Annotated in this window: 11 protein-coding genes; 2 read left to right on the top strand and 9 right to left on the bottom strand. The window is 72.1% G+C overall.

The window, feature by feature from the left end:
• Nucleotides 1–58: 58 nt before the first annotated feature.
• The 9 genes from ABTY59_RS34505 to ABTY59_RS34465 all read right to left on the bottom strand — a co-directional run bounded on the left by ABTY59_RS34505 (nt 59) and on the right by ABTY59_RS34465 (nt 15,494).
• Complete coding sequence (locus ABTY59_RS34505; RefSeq protein WP_352023077.1) at nt 59–4,345, bottom strand: discoidin domain-containing protein; 4,287 nt, start codon at nt 4,343–4,345, stop codon at nt 59–61.
• A gap of 205 nt (nt 4,346–4,550) precedes the next feature.
• Nucleotides 4,551–7,913: a CARDB domain-containing protein gene (locus ABTY59_RS34500; RefSeq protein WP_352023076.1), complete on the bottom strand. Its 3,363-nt coding sequence runs from the start codon at nt 7,911–7,913 to the stop codon at nt 4,551–4,553.
• 169 nt (nt 7,914–8,082) lie between these two features.
• Nucleotides 8,083–9,093, bottom strand: coding sequence for a LacI family DNA-binding transcriptional regulator (locus tag ABTY59_RS34495; protein ID WP_352023075.1), 1,011 nt, complete (start codon nt 9,091–9,093; stop codon nt 8,083–8,085).
• 143 nt (nt 9,094–9,236) lie between these two features.
• Entirely contained in the window at nt 9,237–10,679 is a 1,443-nt protein-coding gene (locus tag ABTY59_RS34490) for a PP2C family protein-serine/threonine phosphatase (protein ID WP_352023074.1), read from the bottom strand.
• A 702-nt stretch (nt 10,680–11,381) separates the two neighbouring features.
• Nucleotides 11,382–11,705, bottom strand: coding sequence for a plasmid stabilization protein (locus ABTY59_RS34485; RefSeq protein WP_352023073.1), 324 nt, complete (start codon nt 11,703–11,705; stop codon nt 11,382–11,384).
• Between the two features lie 158 nt (nt 11,706–11,863).
• Nucleotides 11,864–12,049, bottom strand: coding sequence for a CsbD family protein (locus tag ABTY59_RS34480; protein WP_352023072.1), 186 nt, complete (start codon nt 12,047–12,049; stop codon nt 11,864–11,866).
• Nucleotides 12,050–12,227: 178 nt separating this feature from the next.
• A complete protein-coding gene (gene corA / locus ABTY59_RS34475) occupies nt 12,228–13,310 on the bottom strand; it encodes a magnesium/cobalt transporter CorA (protein ID WP_352023122.1) in 1,083 nt (360 codons plus the stop codon).
• Nucleotides 13,311–13,396: 86 nt separating this feature from the next.
• On the bottom strand, nt 13,397–14,695 hold the full coding sequence (locus ABTY59_RS34470; RefSeq protein ID WP_352023071.1) for a molybdopterin molybdotransferase MoeA: 1,299 nt from the start codon (nt 14,693–14,695) through the stop codon (nt 13,397–13,399).
• A gap of 478 nt (nt 14,696–15,173) precedes the next feature.
• Nucleotides 15,174–15,494: an STAS domain-containing protein gene (locus ABTY59_RS34465; protein WP_352023070.1), complete on the bottom strand. Its 321-nt coding sequence runs from the start codon at nt 15,492–15,494 to the stop codon at nt 15,174–15,176.
• Nucleotides 15,495–15,637: 143 nt separating this feature from the next.
• On the opposite strand from ABTY59_RS34465, the gene ABTY59_RS34460 reads away from it, so the two are divergent.
• Together ABTY59_RS34460 and ABTY59_RS37730 are read left to right on the top strand one after the other, a co-directional pair.
• Nucleotides 15,638–16,198 carry a hypothetical protein gene (locus ABTY59_RS34460; protein ID WP_352023069.1) on the top strand — a complete coding sequence of 187 codons (561 nt, stop codon included), beginning with the start codon at nt 15,638–15,640 and terminating at the stop codon, nt 16,196–16,198.
• Nucleotides 16,199–16,213: 15 nt separating this feature from the next.
• The coding region (locus ABTY59_RS37730; RefSeq protein ID WP_502995466.1) for a hypothetical protein at nt 16,214–16,885 on the top strand (672 nt) is incomplete at its 3' end.

Below are 16,885 nucleotides of genomic sequence, written 5' to 3'. Positions count from 1 at the left end.
CGACAAGTGAACGCAAGATATCGCGCTGATTTCGGAAATGCGCGACAGCCTGCTGCAACTACGGGTTGATGTTGATCTTGAACGTGCTGGTCGTGTTACGGATGTCGACGGCGTTCCCGCTCGTCCTGAGACCGTTGAACGTCACCTCGCCCACCGCCGGACCCTGGCCCGACTCGGGCAGCTCGTTGGCCCACAGGCCGAAGCCGGACTTCGCGTCGAAGGCGTCACCGCTCCTGCGCGCCCCGGTGACGGAGACGTCGCTGAAGACGGTGTCCTTGATCGGGAACTGCGGCTGCCCGCCCACGTAGTTCGTCTGGAACATCACCCCGCTGTAGGTGGGGTCGACGATGTCGACGTGGTTGACCCGGATCCCCTGGAAGACCTTCGACGCGGAGAAGACCCAGATGCCCGGGAAGGTCTGCGCGCCCCAGAAGTGCCCGCCGGCGCGGACGATCGAGATGTTCTCGAAGGTCGTCGGACCGGTTCCGAATCCGTTCATCGGATAGCCGAAGTCCAGGGAGGAGATGGTGATCCCCGAGTAGACCAGGGTGTCGGCGATGTGGATGTTCCGGAAGGTGTTGTCGTAGCCGCCGTAGACGGCCACGCCCGCCGCCCGCCAGGTGAGCGTGCTGGTCAGGTTCTCGTAGACGTTGTTCTTCATGTCCGCGCCGCCCGCGTCGATCGCCGAGAACAGCGCGAAGCTGTCGTCACCGGTCGCCCGCGCGTCGTTGTTGGTCACCAGGTTGTCCGTCGACCCGTTGGTCATGTTGACGCCGTCGGCGAACAGGTTCCGGATCCGGGAGTTCTTGATCGTGATCCGGTCGGTGTTGGCGCCCCAGTAGAGGCAGACGAAGTGCTCGTTCCAGATGTCGTCGATGACGATGTCCGACACGTTCGCGAAGTCGAAGACCTTGCCGGGACCGTCGATGCGCGAGGTGTAGTTGCCGAAGTACGCGAAGCCCCTGAAGAGGGACCCCTTCGCCGACGCCTCGGCACGGAAGCCGACGTCCGTGTTGTCCTGCGTCGAGGGCGCGTGGAACGTCGTGTACCAGGGCCCGGCGCCGACCACCTTGACGGCCTTGCCGTACACCTGGAACTTGCTCGACGTCTGGTAGTCGCCCGGCGGCAGGTAGACGCCCACCAGGGCGCCCGTGGTGTCCATCCGGACCCGGTCGAGGGCGTTCTGCACGTCCTGGTGGGTGAAGCCCGCCGGGACCGCGTACGCGGCCGGGTCGGGGTTCGCCACCGGCGCGACCTGCTCCAGGTTCACGAAGTCGATCGCGTACGTGGAGGTGTTCGCCGTGTCCTTCTGCAGCCGGATCCGGCTGCCGGCCGGCACGGTCTCGCCGAGCATCAGGCGCGCCTCGTCGTAGATGTGCCGCGGGCCGCCCGCACTCGGGGAGTTGCCCGGCGCGGTCTCGGAGCCGTACAGCCAGGCGTACTTCGAGGTGAGCGGCAGGGCCTTCTTGAAGACCCCGTCGACGTAGACGTCGATCGTGGAGTCGATCCCGCCGCCGCCCGGGGCGTCCGGGATCGAGAACCGCGTGACCAGGGTGTTCGTCGAGGCCCGGGTGGTGAACTCGACGTACTCCCCTGTCGCGTCGAGGTTCACCGCCTTGCGGCCGGAGGCCTCGCCCGCGATGTCGCCGACCGTGCGGTTGGGACCGACGACGGTCGCCCCGCCGCCCGCGACGCCGTCCTCCGCCTCGTACATGTCGTACGGCATGTGCGCGCCGCGTCCGACGAAGAGCGGCTGGGTGGCGGTGTTGTTGCTCCGCTTGACCGGCAGCTCGTTGCTGTCGTCGGCGAGGACCGTGCGGACGGTGTACGAGCCGTTCGCGGCCGTCCAGGGGCCGAGGTTCACCTCCGTCCGCGCCCCTGCGGCGAGGGTGCCGCCGTAGGAGCCGCCGAGGGTCTTCACGGTCCCGCCCTGCTCGTTCAGCAGGGTGAGCGTGACGGCGTGGGTGCCGCCGGCGGTGGCGACCGTGCCCTGGTTGCGCACCGCGACCTTGAAGGTGACGGCCTCGCCCGCCGAGGGGCTGGAGGGCGAAGTGGTCACCGAGGCGGCGACCGGGTCGGAGCTGTCCACCGGCCGCACCACGAGCGCGGTGGGGCTGGTGTACGTGTTGTCGGTCTCGTTCTGCTCGACGACCGCGTCCGCCTCGTCGGCGACGGCGCTCAGCTCGTACGAGCCGGCGTCGCGGGCGCCGAGGGAGGCGGTGACGGTGGTCTGGGCACCGGCGGCGAGCGCGCCCACCGCGGCCGTGGCGACCTTGGTGCCGCCGAGCCGTACGGCGAGGCCGCTGGCCGGGGCGGGGGCGCTGCCGTCGTTGCGGACGGTGGCGCTCACCGTGACCGGGTCCGACTCGACGGGCGAGGCGGGCGAGACGGTCAGGCCGGTGACCCGCAGGTTCGGGTTGGGCGCGGGGACGCCGATCACCTGGAACTCGGCGATCTGGCCGGCCGGGGCGCCGGTGTTGGCCGTGATCCGGAGCTGCACGTCGGCGACCCGGGCGGTGAGCGGGATCGTCACCTGGTTGCCGCTGCCGGGGTCGAAGGCGTGGCTCTTCGCGGCGACGAGGCTGGTGAACCCGGTGGCGTCCTGCGCGCGGCCGAGGACCTCGATCGTCTGGGAGCGGGCGCCCCAGGCGGTGTCGGGGTTCAGCTTCAGGACGAGCCGGTCGACGTCGGCGTCGGCGCCCAGCTTGACGGTGAGGGTGTTCGGGTAACTGCCGCCCGCACCCTCCCAGTAGGTCGCCGTGCTGTTGTCGTTGGCGTTGGCGGCGACGAAGGTGTGGACCGTGGAGGACGCGCTGATCGCCTTGGAGACGGCCAGGTTGGAGCCGGTGGCGCCGCCGCCGTTGCGGGTGACGCCGTTGCTGGCGCCGGAGGTGTTGCCCGCCGCGTCCTTGGCGCGGACGGTGTAGGTGACGGTCGCGGAGGCGGGCTGGGTGTCGGTGTAGGCGGTGACGTTCCCGGCGACGGTGCCGCGCAGGACGTTGTCGGCGTAGACGTCGTAGCCGGTGACGCCCGTGTTGTCGGTGGCGGCGGTCCAGGTGAGACGGATCTGACCGGAGGCCGGCTCGGTGTAGGCCAGGTTCGCGGGGGCGGTCGGCGCCTGGGTGTCGCCCGCGTCGCCGATCCGGGTGACGGTGTTCGAGTCGCCGGACTGGTTCCCGGCCGCGTCGCGCGCCCTGATCCTGTAGGACACCGTCTGGTTCGCCGGGCGGGTGTCGGTGAAGGTGGTGACGTTCCCGGCGACGCTGGTCAGCAGGCTGCCGTTGGCGTAGACGTCGTAGCCGGTGACGCCCGTGTTGTCGGTGGCGGCGGTCCAGGTGAGACGGATCTGACCGGAGGCCGGCTCGGTGTAGGCCAGGTTCGCGGGGGCGGTCGGCGCCTGGGTGTCGCCGCTGGTGGGCCCGTAGACCTCGAACTCGGAGAACTGGGCCGCGTTCTGCACCGTGTTGGCGGTGACGAGGACGCGGACGTACCGGGTGGTGGTGGCGCCGAAGGTGATCGTCGTGCTGCGGCCGCCCGCCGCGTCGAAGGCGTACGCCTGGGCGGCGGTCAGGTCCGTGAAGGAGGTGCCGTCGGTGCTGCCCTGGATCTTGAGGGTCTGGCTGCGGGCCTCCCAGGTGTCGGGCAGTCGCAGGGCCACCCGGTCGACGCGGAGGGCGGCGCCCAGGTCGGCCTGGAGCCACTGCGGGAAGGCGCCGCCGCCGCTCTCCCAGTACGTGGCGCGGTTGCCGTCGTTGGCGTTGGCCGCCGCGTAGGTCTGGGTGCTGCTGCTCGCGGTGAGCGTCTTGCCGGCGGCGAGGTTCGGGGAGGTGCCGTCGGCGCCGTGCACCTCCAGTTCGGAGAGCTGGGCGGCGGTCCAGCCGGTGTTGGCGGTGATGTCGACCCGTACGAAACGGGCCTGGGCGGCCGGGAAGGCGATCGTGACGGTGTTTCCGGCGCCCGGGGTGAAGGCGTAGGTCGCCGAGGTCTTCAGGGTGGTGAACGCGGTGCCGTCGGCGCTGCCCTGCACGGAGAGCGTCTGGTTGCGGCTCTCCCACCCGGCCGGGAGCCTGAGCACCACCTCGTCGACGCGGGTGGAGGCGCCGAGGTCGGCCTGCACCCACTGCGGGAGGGCGGAGCCGGAGCTCTGCCAGTACGTGCCCTGGTTGCCGTCGGTGATGTTCGCGGCGCCGTACTCGGCGTGCGCGCTGCTCGCGGCGGCGGTGTCGCCCAGGGCCAGGTTGGGACCGCCGGCCGCGTGCGCGGTCATCAGCGGACCGCCCAGCGCCAGGAGGCTCGTCGCGATCGCGGCGCTCAGGCACCGTGATCTCCAGTTGCGGATCCTCATCGCTCCTCGTTCTCTGCATGGGGGGATGACGTCCAGAATTCGCGCTCGAATGTCAATTCTTTGCGCGGGACGCTCAGAGAGTTCCAGAGGATCGAGGGGTCGTCTACCGCTTGGGCGTCGTGAGTTGAGAAGGCGTCAGGCGCTGTGCGGAGGCATGCCGAAGCGGCGGTCCGCCGGTGGACGGACCGCCGTTCCGGGGCCTGGATCAGGGACGGTTCACGACGAACTGCGAGCCGGGTTCGACGAGGACGTCTCCCTCGGCCGTGTTCGCGAAGGTCACCCCGGTCAGGGTGGCGCTGCCGCGGGCCCCGCTCATGGCGAGGATCCCGGAGCCGTTGACCGTGCCGTCGATGCGGACGTTGCCGACGCGGACGTCGGGCATGGCTCCTCCGCCCGTCTTGAACTGGATGCCGTCGTAGGTCGAGTCGAGGATCTCGGTGTCCCGGATGGTGACGCCCGGGATGTCCTGCCCCTGTGCGAAGAGGGTGATGGCGCCGAACTCCTGGTCCTCGTTCCAGAAGGCGCCGCCCGTGCGGTACAGGGCGTTGCCGGCGATCAGCGTCTGCCCGGAGAAGGGCAGCGGGTCGTGGTCGGTGGCCAGCATGATCCCCGGGTAGTTCATGGTGTCGGAGACCACGTTGTTCTCGATGGTGTTGCCGTACCCGCCGTAGACGGCGATGCCGTTGGCCCGCCACGGCAGCTGGACCGTGTTGTTGCGGAAGTGGTTGTCGTGGCCGACGTCCACCGAGGTGTCCTTGACGTACTTGCTGGCCCAGACGGCGAGGGCGTCGTCGCCGGTGTTGCGGAAGGAGGAGTCGTAGACCGTGGAATTGCGGGTGCCGTTGGCGAAGTTGATGCCGTCGGCGTAGGTGTCGCGGATCCGCATGCCGCTGAACTCCAGGCCGTCGCCGGGCCCCCACAGCTCGGGGATGTTGGAGTAGTCGCGGCCCACCCAGACACCGACGTTGGCGTGCTCGATCCAGACGTTGCTGATCTTCGTGTTCCTGCCGAAGCGTCCGTTGAGCCCCACTCCGCCCTCGGCGTTGCCGTCGCCGCCCCGGATGGTGCCGGAGCCGAAGATGGCGATGTCCGAGATCCGGGTGTTGTCGTCGATGTCGAAGCCGAAGTTGCCCTCGTGCGGGTGGTTGATGCCGCCCGCGTTCTGCGGCGGGGTCAGCGTGTAGAGCTGCGAGTGCCACATGCCGGCGCCGCGGATCGTGACGTCACGGATGCCGACCTGGTTGTACTGCCCGCGGTTCAGGGGGTCGTCCGTGAGGATCTTCTGCTCCTGACGCCACTGACCCGCCGGGATCCAGACGCAGGCGATCTCGCCCTTCTGGTCGGCCGTGACGGCACGCTGGAGGGCGTCGGTGTCGTCGATGCCGTCGTTGGGCACGGCCCCGTACTCGGTGATGGAGACGCAGCCGGCCGGCTGCGGCGTGGGCGGGGCCACCTGCTCCAGGTCGATCAGGTCGAGCACGTAGAAGGAGGCCCGGTCGTCGCTGTCGCGCTGGAGCCGGAAGCGGGTGCCCGGCGGGTACGACCGGGCGAGCAGGGTGTGCGACTCGTCGAAGAGCCGGCGGGCGTCGCCGCCGGGGCGGTTGGTCAGGCCCTCCGGGTCGTCCGTGCTGCCGTACAGCCAGGAGTGCTTGGAGGAGAGGGTCAGCTTCCGGACGAAGACGTCGTTCGCGTAGAGGCTGAGGGTGGCCTCCTGACCGCCCCCCGCCGCCGCGTCCGGAAGGGAGTTGCGCACGGTCAGGGCGTTGGCCTGGTTGACCGAGGTGAACTCGACGTACTGGCCGTTCGCGTCGAGGCGCACGGACCTGCGGCCTGAGGACTCGGTGGCGAAGTTGGTGTGCCCGAAGGTGCGGAGCCGGTCGGCGGTGAGCAGGGTGCCCTGGTAGCGGGCGTCCTCGGCCTCGTACTCGGTGTAGGGGACGGCGGCGCCGCGTCCGACGACGAGGGACCGGCTGAAGACGTTGTTGCTCTCGTCGGTCTCGGCGAGGGTGCCGGTGGCGTCGGCGGTCGCGGTCAGGGTCACGCCGCCGCTGGTCGCCGTCCACGTCCCGGAGACCGCGACGGTCACGGTCTGGCCGGCGGCGACGGCGCCGGTGGTGCCGTTCAGGGTGGTGGTGCCGGCGGTGAGGCGGGTGACGGTGCCGGCCGGGACCGCGGTGGTGCCGCGGTTGTGGACGGCGACGGTGAAGGAGACGGGCGTGCCGACCGCGGGCGCCGACGGGTTGGCGTTCACGGCGGTGACCATGAGGTCGGGCCCGGGGCTCTGGCCGACGGTCAGCTTCGACGCGGCCGTGCGGCTGTTGTTGGAGTCGTCGAGCTCCGCGACCGCGTTCGCCGGGTCGGCCGCCGCGGAGACGGTGTACGCGCCGACCGGGCGGCGGCCGACGGGGACGGCGACCGTGGCGGAGGCCCCGGCCGGGAGGGAGGCGACCTGGGCGGTGCCCGCGACGACGCCCTCGACGCTGACGTTCAGCGCGGAGGCGGGTGCCGCCGCGGTGCCGTTGTTGCGGACGGTCGACCGGACGGTGACCTCGTCGGTCTCGCTGGGAGCGGCGGGGGTCCAGGTGAGGTCGGTGACGACGAGGTCGGGGGCCGGGGCCGCGGTGCCGAGGACCTGGAGCTCGGCGACCTGGGCGCCCGGGGCGCCGGTGTTGGAGTGGAAGGCGAGCCGGATGTCGGCGAAGCGGCCGGAGACCGGGACGGTCACGGTGTTCTGCCCGGAGGACGGGCTGAACGCGTGGTCCGCGCGCGGCGAGAGGGTGGTGAAGGCCGTGGCCCCGACGGCGCGGCCGAGGACCTCGAAGGACTGGGTGCGCGGCCCCCACGCCTGGTCGGGGTCGAGCTTGACCACGACGCCCTGCACGTCGGCGTCCGCGCCGAGCCGCACGGTGAGGCTCGCCGGGAAGCCGGCCGACTCCCAGTAGGTTCCGGTGGAGTCGTCGACGGCGTTCGCGGCCTGGTAGTTCTGGGTGACGGAAGTCGCTTCGACCGGCTTGCCCCGGGCCAGGTTCGTGCCGCCGACGGGCGGCTCTACGGTGCCCGGTTCGCCGTAGACCTCCAGTGCGGAGAGCTGGGCCGCGTTCCAGCCGGTGTTGGCGGTGATCTGCACCCGTACGTACCGGACCTGACTGCCGTTCAGGGCGAGGGACACGGCGTTCGCGGCGGCCGGGTCGAAGCGGCGGGCCTGGGCACCGGCCAGGGGCGTGAAGGCGCTGCCGTCGGTGGAGCCGAGGACGGCGAGGTTCTCGTCGCGGGCCTCCCAGCCGGTGGGCAGCTTGAGGACGACGCGGTCGACGCGGACCGCCGCGCCGAGGTCGACCTGGGCCCACTGCGGGAAGGCGCCGGCCGGGCCCTCCCAGTAGCTGGCCTGACTGCCGTCGGTGAGGTTGCCCGCCGGATATCCGCCGAGGGCGCCGGAGACCGTGGCCGGTCGGCCGAGGGCGAGGTCGGGGTCGGCCGCCGCGGCGGCCTGCGCGGGGACGGGCAGCAGCCCGAGGGCGATCAGGGCGGCGATCAGCAGACCGATCGCCGTTCGTCGTCGTCCGTACACAGTGACTCGCAATCTTTTGAGTTATTCAGTCAATGTTTTGCGGTTACTGGTGGCACAGGTTTCCCCCGGATGACGACTCTGTCAACGGAACGGACAGGAAAATGACAAAGGCGCCGCTCCCCGAGCCGCCCGGAGGGCGGTGGGGAACGGCGCCTGGAAGGTGCTTCCGCTAGCGGGCCGGCGGCGGTGCGGTGGAGCCGCGCACGACCAGTTCCGGTTCGAAGAGCAGCTCGCCCGGGTGGGAGTGCACGCCCTGGATCTGGGAGCAGAGCAGCTCGACGGCCGCCCGCCCCATCGCCTCGATGGGCTGGCGCACGGTCGACAGCGGCGGCTCGGTGCAGTTCATGAAGGCGGAGTCGTCGAAGCCGACGACCGAGACGTCCTGGGGGACGCGGAGGCCGCGCCGACGAGCGGCCCTGATCGCCCCGAGCGCCAGCGGGTCGCTGGCGCAGACGATGCCGGTGACGCCCTGCTCCAGAAGACCGTTGGCGGCGGCCTGGCCGCCTTCGAGGGAGAAGATCGAGCGCACGATGCGCTCCTCGGGCAGCTCCGTGCCGGCCGCCTCGGCCGCCGCGCGGGCGGCCGTGAGCTTGCGCCCGGAGGGCACGTGGTCGGCGGGGCCGAGGAGCAGCCCGATCCGCTCGTGCCCGAGCGAGGCCAGGTGGCGCCAGGCCTGCTCGACGGCGACGGCGTCGTCGCAGGCGACACAGGGGAAGTCGAGCCCCTCGATGGAGGCGTTGATGAGGACGACCGGGATGTTCCGCTCGGCGAGCTGGTGGTAGTGGTCGTGCGGGGCGTCGGCCTGCGCGAAGAGCCCTCCCGCGAACACGACGCCGGACACCTGCTGCTGGAGCAGCAGGTCCACGTAGTCGGCCTCGGAGACTCCGCCCTTGGTCTGGGTGCAGAGCACGGGGGTGAGCCCCTGCTGGGCGAGGGCGCCGCCGATGACCTCGGCGAAGGCCGGGAAGATGGGGTTCTGGAGCTCGGGCAGGACGAGTCCGACGAGCCGGGCGCGCTCACCCCTGAGCTGGGTGGGCCGCTCGTAGCCGAGCACGTCGAGGGCGGTGAGCACCGACTGCCGGGTGGCCTCGGACACCCCCGGCTTGCCGTTGAGGACGCGGCTGACCGTCGCCTCGCTGACCCCCACCTTCTTCGCCACCTGAGCAAGTCGTCGCGTCATACACGCAAGACTAGCGCAAACACCGCAAGAGTTTGACAGCGAGTTGCAGTTCTCGCGCAAACCGCAGGAGAACGAGGGCCCCGTGACGTCCCCGGCGTGCCGGATCCGCGGTGACCGGTCCCGCGGTGACCGGTCCCGCGCGGTCAGGATTCCTCGGGCACCCGGATGTCCAGGACGCAGAGGTCGTCGCGGTTGCCCGCCCGCAGCGCGGCCAGCGTGTGGGCCGTCACGTCGCCCCTGCCCTCCGCCACGATCCGGACGGCGGTCTCCGCGAGCCGCGCCAGGCCCTCCTCGATGTCCTCCCCCGGGTCCTCCACGAGACCGTCCGTGTAGAACAGCAGGTGGTCGCCGGGCAGCAGGGCGAGCGACGCCTGCCCGTACGCGGACCGGAACGCGGCACCGAGCATGCAGCCCTCCGGCTGGGCGAGGAAGCCCGCCTGGCCGTCCCGGATCAGCAGCGGCGGCAGATGCCCGGCCCGCACCCAGGTGAATTGTCGGTCGCTCGGCTGGTAGCGCCCCATGACCATGGTGGCGGTGGCTCCGCCCCGGTCCGTCGCCGTGTGGAGGAGGAGCGAGTTGAGCCGCCCGAGGACGACGGGCAGGGCGGACCCGGTGACGGCCATGCCCTTCGTGTAGAACCGCAGCTGGGCCATGGTGCCGACCGCGGGCAGCCCGTGGCCGGCCACGTCGCCGACGACGAACAGGGCGCTCTTGTCCGGCAGCTCGATCGCGGAGTACCAGTCGCCCCCGACGTTCACCCCGCTGTCGGCCGGGACGTACGCGACGTCGACGCACAGACCCGCGAGGTCGAGCGACTGCTCGGGGACCGGCAGCAGCGTGTCCCTGAGCCGGGCCCCCAGCGCGCGCTCGGCCTTCAGCATGCCGCGCTGGACCAGGTTGGCGCGCTCGCTCTCGACCAGGGCGAGTTCGGCGTCGCGCAGGGCCGTGAGGTCCTGGAAGAAGCCGTGCACCTCCAAGGGGGCGCCGTCCGCGTCGGTCCGCGTCGTCGCCACCATCCGCAGGTGCCGCACCCCGCTCCCCGTCCCGATGCGGAACGGCTCGTCGACCGACCGCCCCTCGCCGAGGAGGCGCTGCACGGCCGCACCCATCCTCGGCATGTCGTCCGCGACCAGGCGGCCGGGCAGCTCCTCCATCCGGATCGGGCCCAGGGCGGGGTCGCGGTCGAAGACGGCGTACACCTGGTCGGACCAGGTGACCGTGTCCGTGACCAGGTTCCAGTCCATCCAGCCGAGATTGCCCAGGCGCTGCAGTTCGGTGAGTCTGCCGGCCTCCCGCTCACTGGTGTCGTGCCGGATCCAGGACACCACCAGCCGGTCCCCCAGCCGGGACACCCGCACCGAGTACAGCGACTCCCGTGGGACCCCCGCGGACACCTCCTCGTAGGTGAAGGGTTCGCTCTCGTAGGCCGAGCCGGTGTCCAGCGTCTCCCGATAGGCGTCCCACAGGGCGGTGCCCGAGACGGTGGGGTACGTCTCCAGGATCCGCCGCCCGACCAGCTCCCGGCCCCGGTGCCCGGACACGTCGACGGACTCCGGTGCCGCCGCGTCGATCCGGTAGTCCTCCACCTCGCCCGTCTCCGAGCGCAGCGGGTGAGCAGCACCGCCGGACCCGGCAGGGCGTCGAGGACGGCCTGGACGGCCTCGGGGCCCTCGTACGGAGAGCCGTGGCCATGGCGGCCGCGAGGCGCGTCGTCGCGGAGCGGGCCGGCGCAGAGCCGGACCGCACGCCGGAGCAGGGTGCGGGTGACCGGGTCGAAGACGCCGGCCCGGGAGCGGAAGAAGCCCACGACCGCGGTCGGCGGCGCGCTTCCCGGCACGGCGAGCCACGCGCGCGAGGGCCATCGCTCGGGCAGGTCTCCGATCAGCAGGTGTTCGACGGCGTCGGTGTCGGGGTCCTCCAGCCAGACGCCCTCGCGGGTGGTGGTCGCCTCCAGCGGGGCGATGCCGCCGAGCGGCGGGATGTGGCTCCACTGCTCGGCCAGCGCCGCGTCGATGCCGGCGTGTCCTGCCAGACTCAGGCTTCCGGTGGCGGCCGGCCGGTAGATCATGACGGCTTCGACGTCCTCGGCGTCACCGAGGACCGCTCGCAGGAGCTCCGCCACGTCGTGCGCGGAGCCGGCACCGGCGAGGCCCTCGGCTTCGGTGTCGCTGCCTGTGTCGCTCTCGGTGTCGGGAAGCGCGGGATCGCCTTCCATACGATGAGCATGCCACGCCGGGCTTCTCCGCGCGGCCCGCCCAGGGCGCCCCCGACTGCGGTCCGGCGGCGTCTCAGTGTCCGAGCTCGCGCTTGAGCTCGGCCTTGTTCATGGACGACCGGCCGTGCAGGTTGCGGCGCTGTGCCTCCGCGTAGAGCTGGTCGTACGTGGGGCCCTGTGCGCCGCTGTGCGAGCGCAGCCCGCCGCGCCTGCCCGAGGACATGTCCTGGGTCGAGCTCTTGCTCGCCGTCCTGGACTCCCCCGCGCGGGCCCGCTCCTTGTTCACGGTGCGCGCCGCGATCTCCTTCGCGCGCTCGGTGCTCTCGCCGCGCTTCTCCGCGCTGTCCTTGATGTGCTCGTACTGCCGTTCACGCTTGGGACTGGATCCTCGGGGCATGACGACTCCTTCGCCCGGTGGGGCCGGTCGGCCGACACCACGGCGCGGTGCCCCCGATCGGCTGTCGATCTCCCGAACAGCCGGACGCCCACCCGCCCCGCCCCTCGCAGCCTCGTACCCGGCTGTCGGGGGGTGGTGGCGGGTGGCGCCCCGCGCGGTCACATCCTCTTCTTCTCGCCCATCTTCCGCATGCGGGCGGCGGTGTCCGACGCGGACTCCTCGACACGTCCCTTGACCTGCTCCGCCTTGCCCTTCATCTCCATGCTCTCGTCATCGGTCATCGAGCCGATCTGTTCCTTCGTCTTGCCCTTGACCTGCTCGGCCTTGCCTTTGATCTTGCCCATGGAGCCTGCCTCCCGGATGACGGGTACCGCCCGGTGCGAGGTACCGACTGCCTGGCGGGTACCCGCGAAAGCCGACGCCATGCTCAGGTTCCGGAGAGCGTGGCGCAGTCGCGGAGCGTGATGTTCTCGGCTGCCCCGCGGGCGACGCGCCGCCGGGAGACGGCGCGGCCCCGGGGCGTCAGAGCCAGCCGTTGCGGCGGAAGCCGCGGTGGATGACGAAGCAGGCGACGGCCATGACGCCGAGGACCAGGGGGTAGCCGTAGGTCCAGCGCAGCTCGGGCATGTGCTCGAAGTTCATCCCGTAGACCCCGCAGACCATCGTCGGGACCGCGATGATCGCCGCCCAGGCGGTGATCTTCCGCATGTCCTCGTTCTGCGCGACGGTCACCTGCGCGAGGTGGGCCTGGAGGATCGAGTCGAGGAGTGTGTCGTACGAGGCGACCTGCTCGGTGACCCGGGCCAGATGGTCGGCCACGTCACGGAAGTACGCGCGTATCTCGGCCGCGACCACGGGCACCGGTTCGGCCGCCAGCCGCAGCAGCGGACGGCCCAGCGGTGTCACGGCCCGCTTGAGTTCGAGGAGTTCGCGCTTGAGCTGGTAGATCCGGCCGACGTCGCCCCGGTGGCCCTGCTCGGAGAAGACCGCGCTCTCGATCGACTCCAGATCGTCCTGTACGGCGTCGGCGACGGCGAGGTAGTCGTCGACGACGTGGTCCGCGATCGCGTGCAGCACCGCGGACGGCCCCTTGGCGAGCTGTTCGGGTTCCGACTCCAGGGCCTCGCGGAGCGGGCCGAGGGAGCCGTGACCCCCGTGACGGATGGTGATGACGAAGTCGGGGCCGGTGAACGCCATCAGCTCGCCCGTGTCCACCACCTCGCTCGACGCCGTGAGCTCCTCGTGCTCGACGTAGCGCACCGTCTTGAAGACCGCGAAGAGCACGTCGTCGTACTGCTCCAGCTTCGGCCGCTGATGGGCGTGCACGGCGTCCTCGACCGCGAGCGGGTGCAGCCCGAACAGCTCGGCCAGGCCGGCGAACTCCTTCTCCTCCGGTTCGTGCAGACCGATCCACACGAACCCGTCACCCGCCTTGCGGACGCGCCGCACGGCCTCCTCCACCGACCTGACGCCGTCCTGTCGCACACCGTCCCGGTACACCACGCAGTTGACCACCGCGCTGCCGAGCGGCGACCGCGCCGGGTGACTGAGGTCCACGGCACGCCGGTACGTGCGGCGGACGGCGCTGCGGAGGCGGTGGATCATCGACACGGGGGCTCCTTCGGCAGATGACCGGCCAGTCTGCCAGCATCCCCTTCGAGCGGGCGCCGGTGGCGGCGCGGCCGTCCGTCTCAGCCGTCCCGGAGCAGCAGCAGCGGCGCCGGATCCCCGTCCGTCCACGCCGGGGGCAGCGCGGCCAGCGCGTCGGCCACGGCGGCGCCCCGGAGGAAGGCCGCCCCGTGCCCTCCGAGGATCCGGGCCTCGCCACCGGCCCAGGACACCGGCACCAGGCGGGTGGACCCGGGTGCCGTCCGCGCCCGGCCCCGGACCGGCAGGTGCGGCAGCGGCGGAAGCGGGCGCCCCGACAGTCCGGCGAGGAGCGGGCCGAGGAGCGTACGGGCGGCGACCAGGGCCGCGTACGGATTCCCCGGCAGCCCGACCACCCACGGACCGCCGGGGAGCCGGGCGAGCAGCATGGGGTGGCCCGGCCGGCAGGCGACGGTGTCGACGGTCATGCGGGCGCCGGCGTCGGCGAGGAGCCGCCGGAGCTGGTCGGTGTCCCCGACGGACGTCGATCCGGTGACCACGACGACCTCGGCGTCGTGGCGCGCGTGCACGGCCGCGGCGAGGCCGCCCGCCGGCCGGTCGGGGACGTGCCGTGAGGACACCGTCTCGCCTCCGAGTTCGCCGACCAGGGCGGGGACCAGCGGGCCCAGCGCGTCGCGTACCCGCCCTGGTTCCGGGACGCCCGAGAGGTCCAGCTCGTCACCGCTGACCAGCAGGGCGACGCGGGGGCGGGGCCGGACCGGCAGGGTGTCGTGGCCGCACGCGGCGGCCAGTCCGATCAGGGCCGGGCCGACGCGCGTTCCCGCCGGGGCGAGACGGTCGCCCTCGGCGGCGTCCTCGCCGGTCCGCCGGATGTGCCGGCCGTCCGTCTGCTCGGGCCCGAGCACCCGGCCGCCGGCGGACGAGGCCAGTTCCTTCGGCAGGACCGCGGTGGCGCCCCTCGGCACCAGGGCCCCGGTGGAGATCTGCGCGGCGTCGCCCGCACGCAGCTCGCCCCGCCACGCGGTGCCGGCCCGCGCGCCGCCCCGGACCGTCCACGGGCCGGGGCCGGACACCGCGAAGCCGTCCATGGCCGCCGTGTCGAAGGCCGGGACGGGCCGGAGGGTGCGCAGGTCCTCGGCGAGCGTCAGCCCGGCGGCGTCACGCGGCGGTACGGTCCGGCTCCCCGCCGGTCCCGCCGCTCCGTGCGCCAGCGTCCTGGCCTCCGCCCAGGACACCGCGTGCGCCGCATGGGCCTCGTGAGCCGCGTGGGCCGTGTGCGCCGTGTGCGCCTCGTGCGCCTCGTGCGCCTCGTGCGTCGGAGGTGCCGACGGGGCCGGGCGGGCCTGGTGCGCGGGAGGGGCTGTATGCGTCGTGGGCGGCATGGCCCCAGTGTCGGGCCGCGGTGTTTCCGGTCGACGCATCCGTGATGTCCCCGCCGCGCCGTCCGGCTCACCCTCCGCGCCGGGCAGCCGTGAGGGCTCGCGCCGGGGCGGCGGGCCGGGGCGGCGGGCCGGGGGTCCGCGAGGTGCCGTCCGGCCGGCGGACATGGCGGTACCTGCAGCCCATAGGAGGAACGCATCCGCTAGATCTCTTCCGGAGTACTCCTCGCAGATGTGTGCCGAGAAGCCGCCATTACCTCTTGGATGATTATCTGTATTCAGGCCGCTCCCGACGGCTTCTTTTCCGTGTCGGCGTCCAATCGCCTCCCCCAGGGGAGGCCTGTTTGACTGACGGCACCGGCCCAGCGCGGAGGAGTGGCTCTCGCCGCGAGGGGACAACCGGCCAGGAGGCCCTGCGCGTCGCTCGCGGTGTTCGGCGCGCAGGGGCCTCGCCGCCCCCCGCCGGACTCCGGGTGGCGGATCAGTCCGCTGCCACGGGGCCGTACGAGAAGAGGCCGTATGTCCTGGTGAACTCCAGGAGTCTGATCATCTGGTGGCTCGGTGCCGCCAGCACGAGGTGGCGCCCCGCGTCCAGCGCCCGCTGCCTCGCCGCCAGGAGCACGTTGAGCCCTGAGGAATCGCAGAAGCTGGAGTTCCGCAGGTCGACCACGACGTCCGAGCCCGCGGGGGCCCGGGTCACGGCCTCCATGAGGGAGACACGAAGCTGTTCCGCGTGTTCGAGGTCCATTTCGCCGCTCACGCGGACCACGTTCCGGCCCGTGTGCGCAGCACCGGTGACCATGGTGCACCTCCTGTGTGACAACCGGCCCCTGCCCCGCCCGGTGCGCTCCATGCCTCACGGAACGCCCGAGGCCGACCGTTTCGCCCCGGCGCCGATGGGCAACCGCCGTGGCAAAGGCCCGTCACAGTCAAGGGGGCCGGGTCATGTCCACCGGAACCATTCTGGCCATCGTCATTCCCGTCGCGGTGGTGATCGTGCTGATCGCCACCGCGATCTTCCTGGACCGTCGCCGACGGCGGCGCCTGCGCGAGCGGTTCGGCCCCGAGTACGACCGCACGGTCGACGAGACGGGGAGCCGACGAGCCGCCGAGTACGACCTCGGCACGCGGGAGGAGCGCCACGAGTCGCTCGACATCCGGCCGCTCGACCCCGACGTGCGGGAACGGTACGCGCGCGAGTGGAGCGGGGTGCAGGAGCGCTTCGTCGACCGGCCCGAGGCATCGGTCCACGACGCGGACCGGCTCGTGACCTCCCTCATGCGCGAACGCGGCTACCCCACGGACGACTTCGAGCAGCGCGCACGGGACCTGTCCGTGGAGCACGGCCGCACCCTGGAGCACTACCGCGCGGCACACGAGGTCGACCGGCTGGGAACCGACCACCAGGCCACCACGGAGCAGCTGCGCGGAGCGATGATCCACTATCGGGTCCTCTTCGACGAACTGCTCTCCAACGGAAGCCGGCCCGGCTCCGGCCGGTCCTGAGAGGCGGACTCCGCCATGCACGACAACGACACCCCCGCACCGACCGGAACCGGACTCTCCACCGACGACATCGCCCGGTCCCGCGAACGTGAGCACGCACCCGAGACCGGTCCGGACACGGGCCGCCGCAACGAGGCGCGGGACACCGGCGCGGCACCCAGCTACCCGGGTGAGGCCACCGGCACGGACGGTCCGCCCCGTACCGAGGACGAAGCCGTCTCCGAGAGCCGAGCCGTCTCCGAGGGCCGAGCCGTCTCCGAGGGCGAAGCCTCCGGCGGCGAGGGCGCCCCGGCCGACGGACTGCCCCGTCTGATGGACGCCGAGGAGGAGGAGGGCTTCGAGGCCCGGTGGCGCGAGCTGCAGAGCCTGTTCGTCGACGACCCCCGCAGGGCCGTGCACGAGGCCGACGCTCTCGTGGCGGACGTGATGCAGAAGCTGGCCACCACGTTCGCCGACCGCCGCAAGGAGCTCGAAGCCCAGTGGCGGCAGGGCGAGGACGTGGACACCGAGAGTCTGCGCACGGCGCTGCGCCGGTACCGCTCCTTCTTCCACCGGCTGCTCAGCACGGGCGGGGACGGCGCACCGGGACGTGCCCTTCCACACGCCCTCGGCGTGCTCGGGCTTCAGGAACAGCTCGAAGCCGTCCTCGCCGGTGTAGCCGGTGCGGGCGATCAGCGCCGGCACGCC

This window comes from Streptomyces sp. NPDC096079 (genome assembly GCF_040303145.1).
In the GTDB taxonomy this organism is placed as follows: Bacteria; Actinomycetota; Actinomycetes; order Streptomycetales; family Streptomycetaceae; genus Streptomyces.
The sequence above is the reverse complement of the archived record's forward strand: the minus strand, read 5'-3'. Positions and strand labels throughout refer to the sequence as shown.